The organism is Caldimonas brevitalea (assembly GCF_001017435.1).
In the GTDB taxonomy this organism is placed as follows: Bacteria; Pseudomonadota; Gammaproteobacteria; order Burkholderiales; family Burkholderiaceae_C; genus Caldimonas; species Caldimonas brevitalea.
The window spans coordinates 2,677,289-2,694,631 of sequence record NZ_CP011371.1 but is presented as its reverse complement, the minus strand read 5'-3'; the positions used below and the strand labels follow the sequence as shown (position 1 = coordinate 2,694,631).

4 protein-coding genes are annotated in these 17,343 nt (G+C 70.2%); all 4 read left to right on the top strand.

The window, feature by feature from the left end; genetic code table 11:
• Positions 1-26: 26 nt before the first annotated feature.
• Genes AAW51_RS11935 through AAW51_RS11920 form a run of 4 tightly spaced genes read left to right on the top strand, consistent with a single transcriptional unit; the run spans position 27 to position 17,340 of the window.
• On the top strand, positions 27-12,572 hold the full coding sequence (locus AAW51_RS11935; RefSeq protein ID WP_053013497.1) for a hybrid non-ribosomal peptide synthetase/type I polyketide synthase: 12,546 nt from the start codon (positions 27-29) through the stop codon (positions 12,570-12,572).
• Complete coding sequence (locus AAW51_RS11930; protein WP_083438241.1) at positions 12,569-13,879, top strand: MFS transporter; 1,311 nt, start codon at positions 12,569-12,571, stop codon at positions 13,877-13,879. Before AAW51_RS11935 ends, AAW51_RS11930 begins: the two co-directional genes overlap by 4 nt.
• On the top strand, positions 13,863-14,084 hold the full coding sequence (locus tag AAW51_RS11925; protein ID WP_047194803.1) for an MbtH family protein: 222 nt from the start codon (positions 13,863-13,865) through the stop codon (positions 14,082-14,084). The genes AAW51_RS11930 and AAW51_RS11925 overlap by 17 nt, the downstream gene beginning before the upstream one ends.
• 4 nt (positions 14,085-14,088) lie before the next feature.
• Complete coding sequence (locus AAW51_RS11920; RefSeq protein ID WP_083438240.1) at positions 14,089-17,340, top strand: non-ribosomal peptide synthetase; 3,252 nt, start codon at positions 14,089-14,091, stop codon at positions 17,338-17,340.
• The last annotated feature ends 3 nt before the right edge of the window (positions 17,341-17,343 follow it).

Here is a 17,343-nt window from a genome sequence, read left to right as displayed (position 1 = left end):
TCGATCGAGAACCGGAATCGACCACCGTGAGCCAACGTTCTGACATCTCCTCCTCCGCCAGCCCCGATCGCCACGACACCACCGGCGCCACCACCGTCGTCTCGCTGGAGCCCACGGCTGCGCAGCGCCGGCTCTGGTTCGTCACCGGCGGCGACCTGCGCTCGGCGACCTACAACGTGCCGGCGTCGTTCAAGCTGACCGGGCCGCTCGACACGCAGGCGCTCGAACAAGCGATCGACTTTCTGGTGCTGCGGCACCCGGTGCTGCGCTCGCGCTTCCACACGCACGACGGTCAGCTGCGCATCTCGCTGGCGCCGCCGTCGCAGCTCTTGCGCTCGCTGGATCTGAGCCATCTCCCGCCGGAGCACCGACTCGCACAGGCCGCGGAACACGGGCAGCAGCACGCCACCCATGTGTTCGATCTGGAGCACGAACGGCCCATCCGCGCACTGCTGCTGCGCCTCGACGAATTCGAGCACCAGTTGCTGGTGAACATTCACCACATGGTGTTCGACGACTGGTCCACCACGGTGTTCTTCAGCGAACTGGGTGTGGCCTACGACGCCTTCCGCGCAGGCACGGAGCCCCAGCTGCCTGCCGTGCGATACGAGACGGCCGATGTTGGCGCACCGCTCGACCCCCAGCAGACGATCCGGCTGCGGGACTATTGGGCCCGGCAGCTGGAGGGCGCGCCGACCGTTCACAAGATTCCCACCGATCGCCAGCGCCCCGCGCAACGCCAGCAGGCCGGCGCGGTGTTGAAGCACACCTTCGGACCGAGCATCGCACCGGGCATCGCCAAGCTGTGCCGCAGCACCGGCGTGACGCCCTACATGGTCGGCATGGCGGCCTTCGCGACGCTGCTGCATCGGTATTCGCTGGAAGACGAGATCGTCATCGGCAGCCCGTTCGCCAACCGGGCCACCGAGGAGCAGCAGCGGCTGATCGGTTTTTTCATCAACCTGATCCCGCTGCGCTTCGACTTCCAGGGTGCCGACAGCTTCCTGACGCTGCTCCAGCGTGTGCGGGAAACGATGCTGGACGCCTTCGAGAACGCGCGCCTGCCCTTCGACGAGATCGTCGAAGTGGTGCGGCCGCCGCGCTCGCTGAGCCACACGCCGATCTTCCAGGTGATGTTCGATTACCTGAAAGGCTCGCCACGGAAGTTGCAGCTGCAGGGGCTGGACGTCAGCGGCACGCTGGTGCACACCGGCACCGCCAAGTACGACCTCACGCTGTCGCTGGAAGACAGCGGAACCGAGTTGGCCGGCATCTTCGAGTACGACACCGAGCTGTTCGACCACACCACCGTGGCACGGCTCGCCAGCCACTTCGAACAGCTGCTGCAAACGCTGTTGGCGGCGCCGCAGTCTCCCCTCACGCAGGGATCGCTCGTGCCCCCCGCCGAGTTGACGCAGCTGCTGCAGTGGGCACAGCCCGACGAGCCGCTCGTCTCGACCGGCTACCTCTCGATCGTCGAGCGCATTCGCGCCTCGGTGCGCCGCACGCCACACGCCGAGGCCGTTGTTTACGGCGACCACCGACTCACCTACGCCGAGCTGGACCGGCGCGCCAACCGCGTGGCCGCCGGCCTGCGCGCCCGCGGTGTCACCCAGGGCCAGCCGGTCGCCACCCTCATCTCCTATTCGCACGAGCTCATCATCGCCTTCGTCGCAGTGCTGAAGGCCGGCGGTGTCTACCTGCCGTTGGGCCCCACCGATCCCCGTGTCCCCGAAAAGATCGACGACGCGGCACCGCGGCTGATCCTGACCACCACGCAAGACCGGGCCCATCTCGGCGACGCGCTCGCTGCGCAGGCCGTCCTGCTCGATGAACTGCTCGGCATTGACGAGGGCAAGGACATGCCGTTCGACGGCCCCGAGCTGCGGGAGGGCGACGCGGCCTATGTGATCTACACCTCCGGCTCCACCGGCACGCCCAAGGGCGTGGAGGTGTCGCACGGCAACTTGAATTTGTCCTATCTGGCGTGGTGCCAGGCCTACCGCTTCGACACCCCGGGCCGCCCGGTCACGCTGCAGCTCGCCGGGCCGACCTTCGACCTGTTCATCGGCGACGTGAGCCGCACGCTCGGCTGCGGCGGTTGTTTGATCCTGTGCCCGCGAGACTGGCTGCTCGACGCCGAAAAAGTCCACGGCCTGATGACGCGCGAGAAGGTCACCTTCGGCGACTTTCCGCCGGTCGTGCTGCGCGAGCTGATCCGCTATTGCTCGCAGACCGGCCAACGTCTGGACGGCCTGGACACGCTGGTGTGCGGTGCCGACGTCTGGTTCGGGCATGAGCTGCACGCAGCGCAGGCCTTGTGCGGCCCGCACGCGCGCGTGCTCGGCTCCTACGGCGTGACTGAGGCGACCATCGACAGCTCGGTGTTCGACCCCGCGCTTCATCCACTCGCCCCCGGCGACGTGGTGCCCATCGGCCGCCCTTTGCCGAGTTGTGAGCTGTATGTGGTGGACGAACGACTGCAGCTCACGCCCATCGGCGTGCCGGGGGAGCTGCTGATCGCCGGCCCCGCCGTCTCGCAGCGCTACCTCAACAACCCGGCGTTGACGGCCGATAAATTCCTGTCCGGCAGCATCGATGCGAGCGGTTGTGTGGTGCGGGCCGACGGGCCGACCCGCTTCTACCGCACCGGCGACCTGTGCCGCCTCCTGCCCGACGGCACCATCGAGTTCATGGGCCGCCGCGATCACCAGGTGAAGGTGCGCGGGCTGCGCGTCGAACTCGGCGAGATCGAAAGCGCCTTGTCGGCGCACCCCGAAGTGCGTCAATGCGCCGTGATCGCCCGCAACGAGCGGTTCGAAGAGACGGTGCTGGTGGCCTTTGCCGTCACCGACGCGCCGGTGGAGTCCCTGCACCGACACCTCACAGAACGTCTGGCCGCGCACATGGTGCCCGGCCACATCGAACGCCTCGAGCGGCTACCGCTGACGCCCAGCGGCAAGATCGACCGCAAGCGTCTCAAGACCTTCGACCTGTCGGCGCCGCAGCAGCCCTCGCGGGCGGCGCCGGGCACCGACACCGAGCGGCGCCTGCTGACGCTGTGGCAGTCGGTGCTGCCGGCCCCTGTCGGCGGCGTGGACCAGAACTTCTTCCTCTGCGGCGGGCATTCGCTGCTGGCGACACGTTTGATCGCGAAGGTGAACACGGCCTTCGGCGTGGAGCTGGGGGTGTCGGCCCTCTTCAACTTTCCGACCGTCGCGCAACTGGCGCAGCGGATCGACGAGTCTGCAGCGGCGGCCTCGCAAGGTGCGCCGGTGCCGACCTCGGTGCCGGCGCATGCCGACGCCCGTTGGCTGTCCTTCGCGCAACAAAGCCTCTGGCTCGCCGCGATGAAGCAGCGCGACGACATCAGCTACCACATCCCCGTCGTCTGGCGCCTCGTCGGCAGGCTCGACCGCGCCGCCCTGCAGCAGGCGATCCAGGACGTCGTGCACCACCACCCGGCACTGGGCAGCGTGTTCTCGTCGTCCTTGCAGAGGCTGCAGGACGACACCGGCGCCGTTTCGCTCGAACCCGTGCGGGCGGCCCACGACGCGACGCCGGTCGAGCTTCGCGTCGTCGACCTGAGCACCATGCCGGACGCGGACCTGTCGCGGCGGCTGCGCGAGGAGCAGAAGATCGCGTTCGACCTCAGCCGCGGCCCCCTGGTCCGCGCTGCGCTGTTCACACTCGACGACCAGCAGCATGTGCTGTGCGTCACGCTGCACCACATCGTCGTGGACGGGCCCTCGCTGCCCCTGTTCTGGGCCGACCTGCAGGCGGCTTACCAGGCCCGGCTGCACGGCCGCACGCCGACGCTGGCCGCTGCCGGCGCACGTTATGCCGACTTCGTCGCCTGGCAGCGCGAGCAGCTGCGCCGGCCCGCCGCACAGCGCCAGCTGGCGTTCTGGCGCGACCGCCTGCACGCCCTGCCGGCGCCCCTCCGGCTGCCCGAGACAACGCCCCCCTCACCCACCCACGCCGCGGCCCCCGCATCGCTCAGCTTCCCGCTGGCCGCCGAGGTGGTCAGCGGTATCGAGCGGTGGTCGCGGCAGCACGGCTGCACGCCCTACATGTTCTATTGCAGCCTGTTCGCGCTGGTGCTGAGCCAGGCCACCGGAGACACCGACGTGGTGATCGGCACGCCGATCTCGCTGCGGCCGTCGGCCGCCTTCGACTCGGTGATCGGGTTGTTTGCCAACACGCTGCCGTTGCGGATCCGCCTGGACGGGCTGAACCGCTTCGAAGACCTGCTGCTCACCACCAAACAGGTCTGCCTGGACGTCTACGAAAACGCCGAGCTGCCGTTCGAACGGCTGGTTCAGGAGCTGAAGCCCCCGCGCGTGCAGGGACGCAACCCCGTCTACCAGGTGATCTTCTCGTGTGAGCTGGACGACACCCCGCCCCTCCAGCTGGAAGGCCTCGCCGCCGAGCCGGTGCCGCTGGACGCCTATGCCGCGAAGCTCGATCTCGAGTTCGCCCTCAACCGGTCGGGCGGTGTCGTTCACGCCCACCTGATGTCGCGCGCGGGCGGCTTCGGCGAAGCTGCGCTCGCCGCGATGCAGCAGTCCTTCCTGGCTCTCGCGAGCGCGGTGTCGCACAACCCGGCCTTGCGCCTGGAGGCGCTGCCGCGCCGCGAGGACCTGGCAGCGCAGGACACGGCCTCCAGCACGCCGCGCGACCTCTACCGCCTGTTTGCCGAGCGTCTGGTCGATGGCGGCGACCGGCTCGCGCTCGACGCGCCGGACCTGAAGCTCCGCTACCGTGAACTGGAGGCGGCCGCTGCCGCGACGGCGGCGGCCTTGCAAGGTGTGGGCGTGCGCCGCGGCGATCGGGTCGGCATCTACATGGGCCGTCACCCCCATACCGTGACGGCGATGCTGGCGATCAACCGCCTCGGCGCCGCCTTCGTACCGCTCGACCCGGACCACACGCTCGAGTGGAACCGGCACATCGTCGAAGACGCCGCGCTGTCGGCGCTGGTGTGCCGCGACGGACTCGTCGCGTCGGCCGAACGGTTCGGCCTGCCCGTGGTGACCGCCCGCCTGGCGGATACCGCGGCCGCGGCGCCCGAGCCGGTCGCCCGCGACCTGGCGGGCGAATGTGCCTATGTGATCTACACCTCGGGCTCGACGGGTCGCCCCAAAGGCGTGGCCGTCTCGCATGAGAGCGTCTGCCACAACGTGCTGGCGATGCGCGACGAAATGCGGCTGACGAACACGTCGCGCATGGCGCAATATGTCTCGCCCATCTTCGATGTCGTGCTCGGCGAGATCTTCCCGGCGTTGGCCTCGGGCGCGGCAGTCGTGTTCGGCGATCGGCAGCGTTTGCTGCCGGGGCCCGGCCTGATCGAATGGCTGGCCAGCGAGCGCATCACGCATTGGTGGATCGTGCCGTCGGCGCTCGCCATGGTGCCGGCCGCCCCCCTGCCCGATCTGCAAGTCCTCATCGTGGCCGGCGAAGCCTGCCCGCCTGAAGTAGCGCGGCGCTGGGCCGGCGGGCGGCGCCTGCTCAACGGCTACGGCCCGACCGAATGCGCCATCGTCGTCTCGCTGACCGACTACTGGGCCGAGGGTGAGCGCCTGGTGCTGCGGCCGATGGGCGGCGCGCAGTTGTATGTGTTGGACGAGGCGTTCCGCGAGGTTCCGGCGGGCGCCGCCGGTGAGCTGTTCCTCGGCGGCATCTGCGTGGCGCAGGGCTATCTGGGCTTGCCGGGTCGCACCGCCCACACCTTCATCGCCGACCCCTGCAGCGGCAACACGGGCGCGCGCCTGTACCGCACCGGCGACGTCGTGCGGCGCCTGGACGACGGCAGCATCCAGTTCATCGGTCGGGTCGACCGCCAGGTGAAGATCCGCGGCTTCCGCGTCGAGCTGGACGCGGTGCGCGCAGCACTGCTCCAGCTGCCCGGCGTGCGGGCCGCCGAAGCCTTGGTCCAGCCCGACCGCCAGGGGCAAGCGCAACTGGTGGGCTACGTGGTGGGTAGCGGCACCAAAGCCGAGCTGCTGGAGGCGTTGCGGCGCACGGTGCCGGAGGTCATGGTGCCGTCGGCCTTGGTGTTCCTCGACCAACTGCCGACCGGCAGTACCGGCAAGGTCGACCTGCGGGCGTTGAAGGCCTTGAAGCCGGGCGCAGCTCCCGCTGTGTCGCCGGTCGAGCCGGTCGTCGTGCCGCCGGTCGCGCTGCCGTCGACCACGCTGCAGCGGCTCACGCGGATCTGGTGCGAGCTGCTGGAACGCGACGAGATCGGCGCCGACGAGAACTTCTTCGACGCTGGCGGCCATTCCTTGCGCGCGGTCGCGCTGCACCAACGTATCGGCGAAGTGTTTGGCGACCTGCTCTCGCTGACCGACGTTTTCGAGTATCCGACGCTGCACACCTTGTCGGCCCGGCTGGATGCCTTGTTGCGCCTGAACACCCCAGCGACGCCGCAGAACAACGTGCCGGCCGAAGCGCCGGCGACCGAGATCGACCCGAACGCGATCGCCGTGATCGGGATGGTCGGGCGCTTCCCGTCGGCGCCCGATCTGCAGACTTTTTGGCAACGCCTGATGGCCGGCGACGAGGCCGGGGTGGACCTGACCGACGCGCAGCTGAGGGCGCGCGGTGTCCCCGCGGAGCTGATCGAGAACCCCCGCTTCGTGCGCCGCGTGAAAGTGATGGACGGGGTGGCCGACTTCGACGCCGGCTTCTTCGGCTACTCGCCGCGTGAAGCGCAGCTGATGGACCCCCAGCAGCGCTTGTTCCTCGAGATGGCCTGGGAAGTCCTCGAACAAGCGGGCTACGGCGACCACGGCAGCCCGCGTTCGGTGGGCGTGTTCGGCAGCGCGGCCTTCAGCTACTACCTGCTGCAAAACGTGATGCCGAACGCACAGGCCCTGCACCTGGAGCCGGGCCAGTGGCTGATCGGCAACGACAAGGACTTCATCGCCACCCGCACCGCCTACAAGCTCAATCTGCGCGGGCCCGCGCTCAGCGTCGGCACCGCCTGCTCTTCGTCGCTGTCCGCCGTGCACCTGGCCTGCGCCAGCCTGCGCGCCGGGGAATGCGAGATGGCCCTGGCGGGCGGGATGGCGCTCGATGCCGAGCAGGCCGGTTATGTCCATGCCGAAGGCGGCATCCTGTCGCCCGACGGCCGCTGCCGGCCCTTCGATGCGAAGGCCCGGGGCACCGCGAACGGCAGCGGCGGCGGCCTGGTGCTGCTGAAGCCGCTGTCCGCGGCGCTGCGCGACGGCGACACCGTGCAGGCCGTGATCAAGGGCTCGGCGGTCAACAACGACGGTGCCGGCAAGGTGAGCTACACGGCGCCCAGCGTCGCCGGTCAGGCGGCCGTGATCCAGGCCGCGCTGCAAGCCGCGGGTGTGAGCCCGCAAACGATCGGCTATGTCGAAGCGCATGGCACCGGCACGCCGCTGGGCGACCCGATCGAAGTGCGCGCGTTGACCCAGGCGTTCCGGGACGCCGCCGGCGAGGCCGCGCTGCCCGCCGGGAGCTGCGGGCTGGGGTCGGTCAAGGGCAACATCGGCCACCTCGATGCGGCGGCCGGCATTGCCGGGTTGATCAAGACCATCCTGGCGCTGCAGCACGAGACCCTCCCGCCCAGCCTCAACTGCGAGCAACCGCATCCGCAGATCCGCTTCGACGAAACGCCTTTCGACGTGGTGCGCGCCGCCCGGCCTTGGCCGCGAGGCACCGCGCCGCGCCGTGCCGGCGTCAGCTCCTTCGGTGTCGGCGGCACCAATGCGCATGTGGTGCTGGAAGAAGCGCCACGTGCGGTTGAAGACGGCGCGAACGGCACCGACGAAGGCTGGCAGCTCCTGCCGGTGTCGGCCCGGTCGAAGGCCGCGCTCGGGCAGCAAGCGGCCCGCCTGGCGGCACATCTGGCCGTGTCGGACAGCCGGTTGCGCGACGTCGCCCATACCTTGCAAAAAGGGCGCAGCGCCTTCCAGCACCGGACCTTCGCGGTCGGCCACAGCGTTGCGGAGCTCGCGACCCAACTCGCCTCGATCGAGACCTTGCCGGTCAGCGAGTCGCGATCGCAGGTCCCGTTGGTGTTCATGTTCCCCGGCCAGGGCAGCCAGTACGTCGGCATGGGCCGCGACCTCTACACACGCGAGGGTGTCTTTCGTCGTGAGGTGGACCGCTGCGCCGAGCTGCTGCGCCCCTCTCTCGGCCTGGATGTCCGCGAACTGATGTACGGCTCGCCCGCCGAGCCGGCAGACCCGCAACGGCTCGCACAGACCCGCTACACGCAGCCAGCCCTGTTCGTCGTCGAGTACGCGCTGAGCTGCCAGCTCGAAGCCTGGGGCATCGTGCCGCAAGCCGTGATCGGCCACAGCCTGGGCGAGCTCGTTGCCGCCTGCGTGAGCGGCGTGATCACGCTGGACGACGCACTCGCGCTGGTCGCGCTGCGCGGCGCCACGATGCAGGCCCAGCCCGCCGGTGCGATGCTGGCCGTCGCCGCGTCGCGCGAGGAGCTGGCCGACCTGTTGCGTATCGGCGGCGAACTGGCAGCGGTGAACGGGCCTGAGCAGTTCGTGCTGGCCGGTGCGCCGTCGGTGGTGGCGGCGCTCGAAGACCGTTGCATCACCGCCGGCATCGGCTGCCAGCGCCTGGCGACCTCCCACGCCTTTCACTCTGCATCGATGCAAGGCGCCGCCGAGCGGGTCGGCCGGGCTGGCGCCCGCTTGGCCAGCCGCCTGCCGCGCATCCCGATGATCTCGAACCGCAGCGGTGGATGGTTCGACGAGCGCGATCGTCGCGACCCGGCGTACTGGGGCGACCAGCTGCGCCAGCCGGTGCAGTTCGCCGACGGCATCTCGACGGTGCTGGCGACCTTCGACGACGTCGTCCTGCTCGAAATCGGGCCGGGCCGCACGCTCAGCTCGATGCTCACCGGGCGCGAGGGGCTGGAGCGGTCCCGGCTGCTGACCACCATGCGCCACGCGCGGGAGCAGACCTCGGATGAAGCGGTCTTGCTGCGCAGCGTGGGCACACTGTGGGCGCGCGGGGTGAACGTAGCTTGGGACGGCCTGCAGCAGCCGACGCCGGGGCGGCGCGTGCCGCTGCCCACCTATCCGTTCGAGCGCAGCCGCCACTGGCTGGACCGGCCCGACGGCGGCTATCTGCACGTCGCTCCCGAGGGCACGGCCTCGTTGTCGTTCCAGCGTGAAGACAGCGGCGGCGGCGTCACCACGGTCAGTTGTGTGCTCGACGACCGGCCCTGGTTCATCGACGAACACCGCATCTTCGACGGCCAGGGGGTGCTCCCCGGCACCGCCTGCCTGGAGCTGGTGCGCCGCGCGCATGCCACGGGCCCGGGGGTGGCAGGTCAGACGCTGTGCGATGTCTATTTCCCTTCGCCGCTGGTGTTCGAGCCCGGCGCGCGGCGCCGCGTCCGCGTGGTGTTCACACAGCGTGCCGGCGCCCTGGAGTTCGCGCTCGAGAGCGCGACCCACGAAACGCCGACCCACTGGCAGCTGCACGCCAACGGCCAGTTCACCACCACGGCCGCCACACCCGCGTTCGGCTCACCCGACGCGATCCGCGAGCGCTTCGCGTTGCAGCCGGTCGACGACGGCCCGGCCCGCCTGGCACAGGCCTTTGCCGACTACGGGCCCCGGTGGCGCTCGGTCAGCGCGCTGTGGCTGGGAGACGGCTGCGGCCTGGCGCAGTTGGCACTGCCCACCGCCTACACCGACGACCTGCCGGACTTCGTGCTCCATCCGGCCCTGCTCGACCTCGCCACCTCGTTCCTGCAGGCCTGGCTGCGACCCGAGGACGGCGCCATCCCCTTCCATTACGAGCGTCTGACCATCCACCAGCCGCTGCGGCCGCAGTGCTACAGCCTGGCGATCGAAACCGCCCCGCGGGTGTACGACGTCACCGTGTTCGCCTGGGACGAGCAGACGCAGCGTTCTGTGGTGCTGGTGCACATCCAGGGCTTCGGCCTGCGGGCGCTGCGTCGGGACGCACCCGAGGTGGCCCGCGGCTGCCGGGTGGTGCAGTGGGTGGCGTCGCCGCTGGGCGCGCACACGCCTGCCCCGGCGCCCTGGCTGCTGTTCGCCGACGAAGGCGGTGATCTGCCCGACCTGGTGGCACAGGCGCCGCAAGGCAGTGTCGTGGTGCGGCGGAGCGACGGCTTCCGGCATTTCGGCGAGCGGCAGTTCGGCCTTCGCCCGGGCCACGCCGACGACTTGCGGCAGCTGCTGACGGCGCTGGAACCGCACGGCGGGGTGCCGCAGCACGTGGTCTACACGTGGGCCGGTGCCGCGGCCGAAGGCGGTGGCGAGGTCTTCGAGACGCTGATCACGCTGCTGCAGGTGCTGGCGCGCCGACGCGGCCCGCTGCGGCTGTCGCTGCTGACCCGCGGCCTGCGCGCCGCCCGCACCCTGGCCGCCTGCCATGCGGCCACGGCGGTGGGCTTGCTGAAGGCGGTGCAATGGGAGTTTCCGGACATCGCCTGCCGGCACATCGATCTCGAAGACACCGAGGCGGCCACGCAGGCGCTGCTGCACGCCGAGCTGTCCGGCTGGAGCGCCTCCGCGGCGGCGACCGGCAGCGTCGACCCGGTGTCGTCCGTCACGCTCGGCCAGGGCAAGCGCGAGACGCCGCAGTACGTGGCGCTGCCTCAGCCGGTCGAGAGCGACCGGCTGGTCGACGGCGGCGTCTACCTCATCACCGGCGGCTTGGGCGGCATCGGCTTCGAGCTGGCGCGGCACATCGCGACCCGCCGACGGGGCGTGAAGCTGGCGCTGATGAGCCGTACGGGTCTGGACGGTGCGGCGCCAACATCGCCCGGTCGCGCTGTCGCCACCGATCGTGATGCCTGCGTGCGCCTGCTGGAAGAAGCCGGCGCCGAAGTGCTGGTGCTGCAAGCCGATGTGGCCGATGCGGCGCAGGTGGCCGACGCGGTGGACCGGTTGCGGCAACGCTACGGCCGTGTGCACGGGGTCGTGCACGCGGCGGGCGTCGAGGCCAGCGGCCTGATCGAAACCGGCAGCCCGGCCGCATGGCGCCGGGTCCTGGGCGCCAAGGTGGACGGCATCGACCACCTGCGCGACCTCATCGAGCACGATAGGCCCGATTTCGTGGTGCTGTGCTCGTCGCTGGCCTCGGTGGTGGGCGGCCTGGGCCAGGCCGACTACGCTGCGGCCAACGCCTACCTCGATGCCGTCGCCCGTCATTGGCGTGGGCAGGGCCTGGCGGCGGTGTCGGTCAACTGGGACGCCTGGTCGGAGACCGGCATGGCGGTGGCCTATGCCGCCCGCACCGCGAAGCAAGGCGCCACGGCGGTGCAGGGGCTGACGAATCGACAAGGCCGTCTGGTCTTCGATCTGGCGCTCGGCTTGACCCACCCGCAGCTGGTGGTCAACGCCGCCGACTTCGGCGGCGCGGCACCCCGGACTCCGGCCCGCCAGGCGAAGGCGGCCCGGGTGCCATCGAGCCCGCCGACAGGCACCGATGCCGAGCAGGTGCTGACGGCGCTGTGGCAAGAGTTGCTCGGCGTCGAACAGATCGGCCTCGAGGACGACTTCTTCGAGCTGGGCGGCCACTCGCTGCTGGCGACCCAGCTGATCTCGCGGGTGCGCGACCTGTATGACCGCTGTCTGACCTTGGGCGAGTTCCTCGACCAACCGACGCTCGCCCGCATCCTGCGCTCGCTGGAGGCCGACGCGGCGACGCACCAAACCGACAATGCGGCCGTCCGCTATTGCGTCGTGCCCTTGAGCAAGGCGGGCACCCAAGCGCCGTTCTTCTGCCTGCCCGGCATGGGCGGCAACATCACCCAGCTGCTGCCGCTGGCCACCGCGCTCAAGGCCGACCGCCCGGTCATCGGGCTGCAGTACCTGGGGCTGGACGGTCTGCACGAGCCGCACACCTCGGTCGAGCAGATTGCCGCCCACTATGTGCAGTGTTTGCACTCGGTCCAGCCGCACGGCCCGTATCACTTCGGCGGCCATTCGCTGGGCGGCAAGGTCGCCTACGAGATGGCGCGCCAACTGCAGTCGGCGGGCGACACAGTGGGCTTGCTGGCGCTGGTCGATTCTGCGGCCCCGCCCTACTCGTACGTGCCCCACCAGGACGATGCTGCGATCGCCAGCGTGATCCTCGGCATCTTCGCCTACTACTCCGGCAAGCTGGAGATGATGGAGGGGGTCGACGAAGCGGCCTTGCGGCAGCTGTCACGGCCGCAGCTGCTCGACTTCATCGGCGAGCGTCTCGCACGCTTCGAGCTGGTGCAGGCGCACAGCGACAACAGTTCCATACGCGGCCTGTTCAACGTCTACCGCGCGGCGGCCGACCTGTCGCCGAAGTACAACCCGCCCCGGGTCAAGCTGCCGATCCCGATGTTGCTGGTCAAGGCAGTGGAGCCGATGCCGCAGGGCATCCACCTGCCGGAGATCCGCGACAGCCACGCCTGGGGCTGGGAGCACTTCACCGACCTGCCGATCGAGATCGTCGAGGTGCCGGGCAACCACTACACCTGTTTGATGAGCGAGCACGTCGAGCAGGTGGCCACGCCGCTGCGCCTGGCGCTCGCCCAGGCCACGAAGGGGTCGAGCCGATGAGCGTGGACACCGCACCCTCGCTCGGCTTGCAGCCACCTGCCGTGCAGACGCGCCGACAGCTGGGGATCGTCCTGGCGACCTTGGCGCTCGACGCGATCGGGCTCGGTGTCGCGACACCGGTGCTGCCCGACCTGCTGAAGGCCGCCGGTGTCGCGGCCGCCGACGTGCCGACGACGCTCGGCACACTGCTGACCGGCTTTGCCTTCATGCAGTTCGTGTTCGGGTCGCTGTGGGGCACGCTGAGCGATGCATGGGGCCGCCGGCCGGTCCTGCTGCTGACCCTGTTCGGCACCGCCGCCGCCTTTGCGCTCGGCGCCAGCGCCCACAGCTTCGGCGGCCTGCTGGCCGCGCACCTGTTGGCCGGCTGCACCGCGGCCGGGGCGGCGGCGGCCACCGCCTACCTGGCCGACGTGACGCCGCCGGCCGACCGGTCGCGGCGCTTCGGGTTGGCCGGCGCGGTGCTTGGCTTGGGCTTGATCGCCGGCCCGGCGTTCGGCGGGCTGCTAGGGGCGCTGGGTCCACGCGTGCCATTCGTCGCGGCCGGTGTGCTGGCCGTCCTCAACTTCCTCGGCGCGGTCTTCCTGCTGACCGAAAGCCTGCCGCCCCAGCGCAGAACGCCGTTCGCATGGCGGCGCGCGCATCCCTTCGGCAGCCTGGCGCTGGTGCGGGACGACAAGGTGTTCCGCACCCTGGCCGGTGCGATCTGCCTGGGCATGACCGCCTACGGCATCTTCCTGGCCTGCTTCGTGGTGTCCAACCAGCTGCGGCTCGGCTGGGGACCAGCCGAGAACGGGCTGGCCCTGGCGGCGCTGGGCCTGGGCATCGTCATGACACAAAGCCTGCTGCTGCCCAAGGTGCTGCGTCGCCTGGGCGAGTACCGATCTGCGCTGATCGGCTATGCGCTGTTTGTCGCCGCGTACGTGGTCTACAGCGGCGCCGGCTCCTTCGCATGGCTTGCGATGGCGATCGGTCTGCACTCGCTGGCGCTGCTGAGCGACCCACCCTTGCGTGCGCTCGTGTCGGTACGGGCCGGCGCCGGGCGGCAAGGCGAGTACCAGGGCGCGCTGGTGTGCCTGAGCGGGTTGGCGGCGTCGCTGGCGCCGCTGGTCGGCGCCCGCTCGTTCGAGTTTTTCACGCAGGCGAACACACCGGCCTTGTTCTTCCCGGGCGCGCCGTTTCTGCTCGCCGCGGCGCTCTACGGCGCGGCCTTCGTCGCCGTGCTGCGCTGCAGGGCCTTGCGCAATCCCGCAACGCTCGCGCAACACCTTCCACCGCAACAAGAGGATATCGATGACCCATCTACTTGACGACGTCGACGGCGCGTTTCTGGTCCTGGTCAACGCAGAGGGCCAGCACTCGCTGTGGCCCGCATCGCTGCAAGTCCCGGCCGGCTGGGAGATCGCGTTCGGGAGCGAGACGCGGCCGGCCTGCCTGGACTACATCGAGGCGCACTGGACCGACCTGCGCCCACGCAGCGTGGCCCGCCGCGCACACGCCCAACCGGAGGCCTGAGGACATGCAAGCGAATCACAACACCCCGTCCTATCCGTTGTCGCCGGCCCAGCAAGAGATCTGGATCGCCGAGCAACTGAACCCCGGCACCGGCGTCTACAACACCGCCGGCTATGCCGACATCCGCGGGCCGGTCGATGTGGCGCGGTTCGGCGCGGCGCTGCGACAGACAATGGCCGAGGCCGACTGCCTGCGGGCGGTGTTCCACGACCACGGCGAAGGCCCGCGGCAAACGCCGAACGACACGATGGCCTGGCCCTTCCCGCTGATCGACGTCAGCGGGGAGCCCGACCCACAGGCGGCGGCGGAAGCCTGGATGCAGGCCGACCTGGCGCAGCCGCCCGACTTCGCACACGGCCCGCTGTTCCGCATGGCGCTGTTTCGCGCCGCGCCGGACCGGTTCTTCTGGTACTTGTGCGGCCATCACCTGGTGGCCGACGCCTTCGGCCTGACCTTGCTGATGCACCGCCTTGCGGAGATCTACAGCGCGCTGATGCTGCAGCAAGCTCCCCCGCCGGCGTGGTTCGGCAAGCTCGAGGACATGATTGCGGCCGACCGCGACTACCACACGTCGGACGCCCTCGAACACGACCGCACCTACTGGATCAGCCGCTTGGCCGGTTGCCCCGAGGCGGTCAGCCTCTCCACCGGGACGGCAGCGGCGGCCGCTGCGCCCCCGGGCAAGTTCCACCGCCAGTGGGCCGAGCTGCCGGCCGCGACCGGTGACGCCCTGCGGGCCATCGCGCGCGACAACGGCGCGGGCGTGCCGCCCCTGCTGATCGCCCTGGTGGCGGCCTACCTGTACCGCATGACCGGGCAGGAGGATCTGGTGCTCGGCTTGCCGGTGACCGGCAGGCCCGGGCGCGAACTGCGCCGTATTCCCGGCATGCTGGCCAATGTGCTGCCGCTGCGTTTCGAGATGACGCCCAACCTCGGCTTCGGCGCCTTGTTCCAGCAAACGGCCCGCGAGGTCCGCCAGGCGCTGCGCCATCAGCGATACCGGGGTGAAACGATGTTGCGGGACCTGCAGCAGGCCGGTGCGGTGGCGCGCCTGTACGCGCACAACGTCAACGTGATGGCCTTCGACAGCGAGGTGTGGTTCGCCGGGCATGCGGGGCGGACCTGCAATCTCTCGAATGGCCCGGTCGACGATCTGTCCCTCACGATCTACGACGACGGCGAAGGCAAAGGCCTGCGCATTGCCTTCGACGCGCCCGCGGCGCTCTACACCGAGGACGAGCTGAGCGGCCACCGCGAGCGCTTCATCCGCCTCGCGAACACGCTGGTCGCCGACCTCGGCGCACCGATCGCAGCGGTCGACCTGATGGCGGCAGAGGAGCGTCAACGGCTGCTCACCGACTGGAACGTGGCGGAGCCGAGCCCCCGCCGCACCACGCTCGCGTCGCTGTTCGAACAGCAAGCGGGGCGGGCACCGGACGCCGTGGCACTGGTCGCGTCAGAAGAGCGCCTCACCTATGCCGCGCTCAACGAGCGCGCCAACCGCCTGGCGCACCACCTGATCGGCCTGGGGGTCGGCCCGGAAGACATCGTCGCGGTATGCCTCGAGCGCAGCGCGGACCTCGTCGTGAGCCTGCTCGCGATCCTGAAGACCGGCGCCGCCTACCTGCCGCTCGACCCGCACTATCCGGCCGCCCGCCTCGGCTTCATGCTGGCCGATGCCCGCCCCGCCGCGACCGTCACCACGGCCGGGCTGGCATCGCAGGCGCCGGGCGACGGCACGCGCGTGCACCTCGACGATCCCGCGCTGGTCGACGCCCTGCGGCGACAACCAGCCCATGACCCGAGCGATGCGGAGCGCATCCGCCCGCTCGACCCCGAGCATCCGGCCTACGTCATCTACACCTCGGGCTCCACCGGGAAACCCAAGGGGGTGGTGGTTCCGCATCAAAACGTGGTGCGACTGCTGGACAGCACCGAGGCGTGGTTCGGTTTCGGACCCGGCGATGTCTGGACACTGTTCCATTCCTATGCCTTCGACTTTTCGGTGTGGGAATGCTGGGGTGCGCTGCTGCGTGGCGGCCGGCTGGTGGTGGTGCCCTACGAGGTCAGCCGGTCGCCGGCCGAGTTCCTGCGCCTGCTGGTGCATGAAGGCGTGACGGTGCTGAACCAGACCCCGTCGGCCTTCCAGCAGCTGATGCAGGCCGACCGGGACGACCCGACGCTGGGGCAGCGGCTGCAGCTGCGCTTTGTGATCTTCGGCGGCGAAGCCCTCGATGTGCGGCGCCTGCAGGACTGGTACACGCGCCATGCCGACACGGCGCCGCAGCTGGTCAACATGTACGGCATCACCGAAACCACCGTCCATGTCAGCTACCTGCCGGTGACCCGGGAGATCGCTCACGGGCAGGCTCAGCACCAGATCGGCCACCGCATCCCCGATCTGCGCACCTATGTGCTGGACGCCGCCTTGCGCCCCGTGCCGGTGGGCGCCACCGGCGAGCTGTACGTGGCCGGTGCCGGGCTGGCGCGCGGCTATCTCGGACGCCCGGCGCTGACGGCACAACGCTTCGTGGCCGACCCCTTCGGCGCCAGCGGCTCTCGCATGTACCGCACCGGCGACCTGGCCCGCTGGCGTGCCGACGGCGGGCTCGACTTCCTCGGACGCGCGGACGAGCAGGTCAAGGTGCGCGGCTTCCGCATCGAGCTCGGCGAGATCGCGCTCGTGCTGGCTCGGCATCCGGCGGTGGCCCAAGCAGAAGTGGTGGTGCGAGAAGACCAGCCGGGTGACAAGCGCCTGGTCGCATATGTCGTGCCGGCAGCAGGCAGCAGCGTCGACCCGCAGGTGGTGCGCGCCCAGGCGGCGGCGGAACTGCCTGAGCACATGGTGCCGGCGGCCGTGGTGGTGCTGGACACCCTGCCCCTGACCGCGAATGGCAAGCTCGATCGAGGTGCGCTGCCCGCGCCGGTGTTCACCAGCCGCAGCGACCGAGCACCGGGCAGCGCCCTGGAAGAGGCGGTGTGCGGCTTGTTTGCCGAGCTGCTGAACGTCGAGGCGGTGGGCCCCGATGACAGCTTTTTTGAGCTCGGCGGCGACTCGTTGCTGGCGATGCGGGCCATCAACCGTTTGCGTACGGTCTTCACGGTGGAGCTGTCGATTCGGGACCTGTTCTCGTCGCCCAGCGTCGCGGCGCTGACCCGCCGCATCGAAGCGCTGCGACTGACCGAGAACCGCCCGGCACCCGTGCCCTCTTCACCCGCAGACCTGCGCCGCGAGGCCGACACGGTGCGGTCGTGAGGC

Excerpts from the sequence above, each read along its gene's own strand:
- AAW51_RS11930 (WP_083438241.1), top strand. The coding sequence starts at position 12,569 with ATGAGCGTGGACACCGCACCCTCGCTCGGCTTGCAGCCACCTGCCGTG.
- AAW51_RS11925 (WP_047194803.1), top strand. The coding sequence starts at position 13,863 with ATGACCCATCTACTTGACGACGTCGACGGCGCGTTTCTGGTCCTGGTC.
- AAW51_RS11920 (WP_083438240.1), top strand. The coding sequence starts at position 14,089 with ATGCAAGCGAATCACAACACCCCGTCCTATCCGTTGTCGCCGGCCCAG.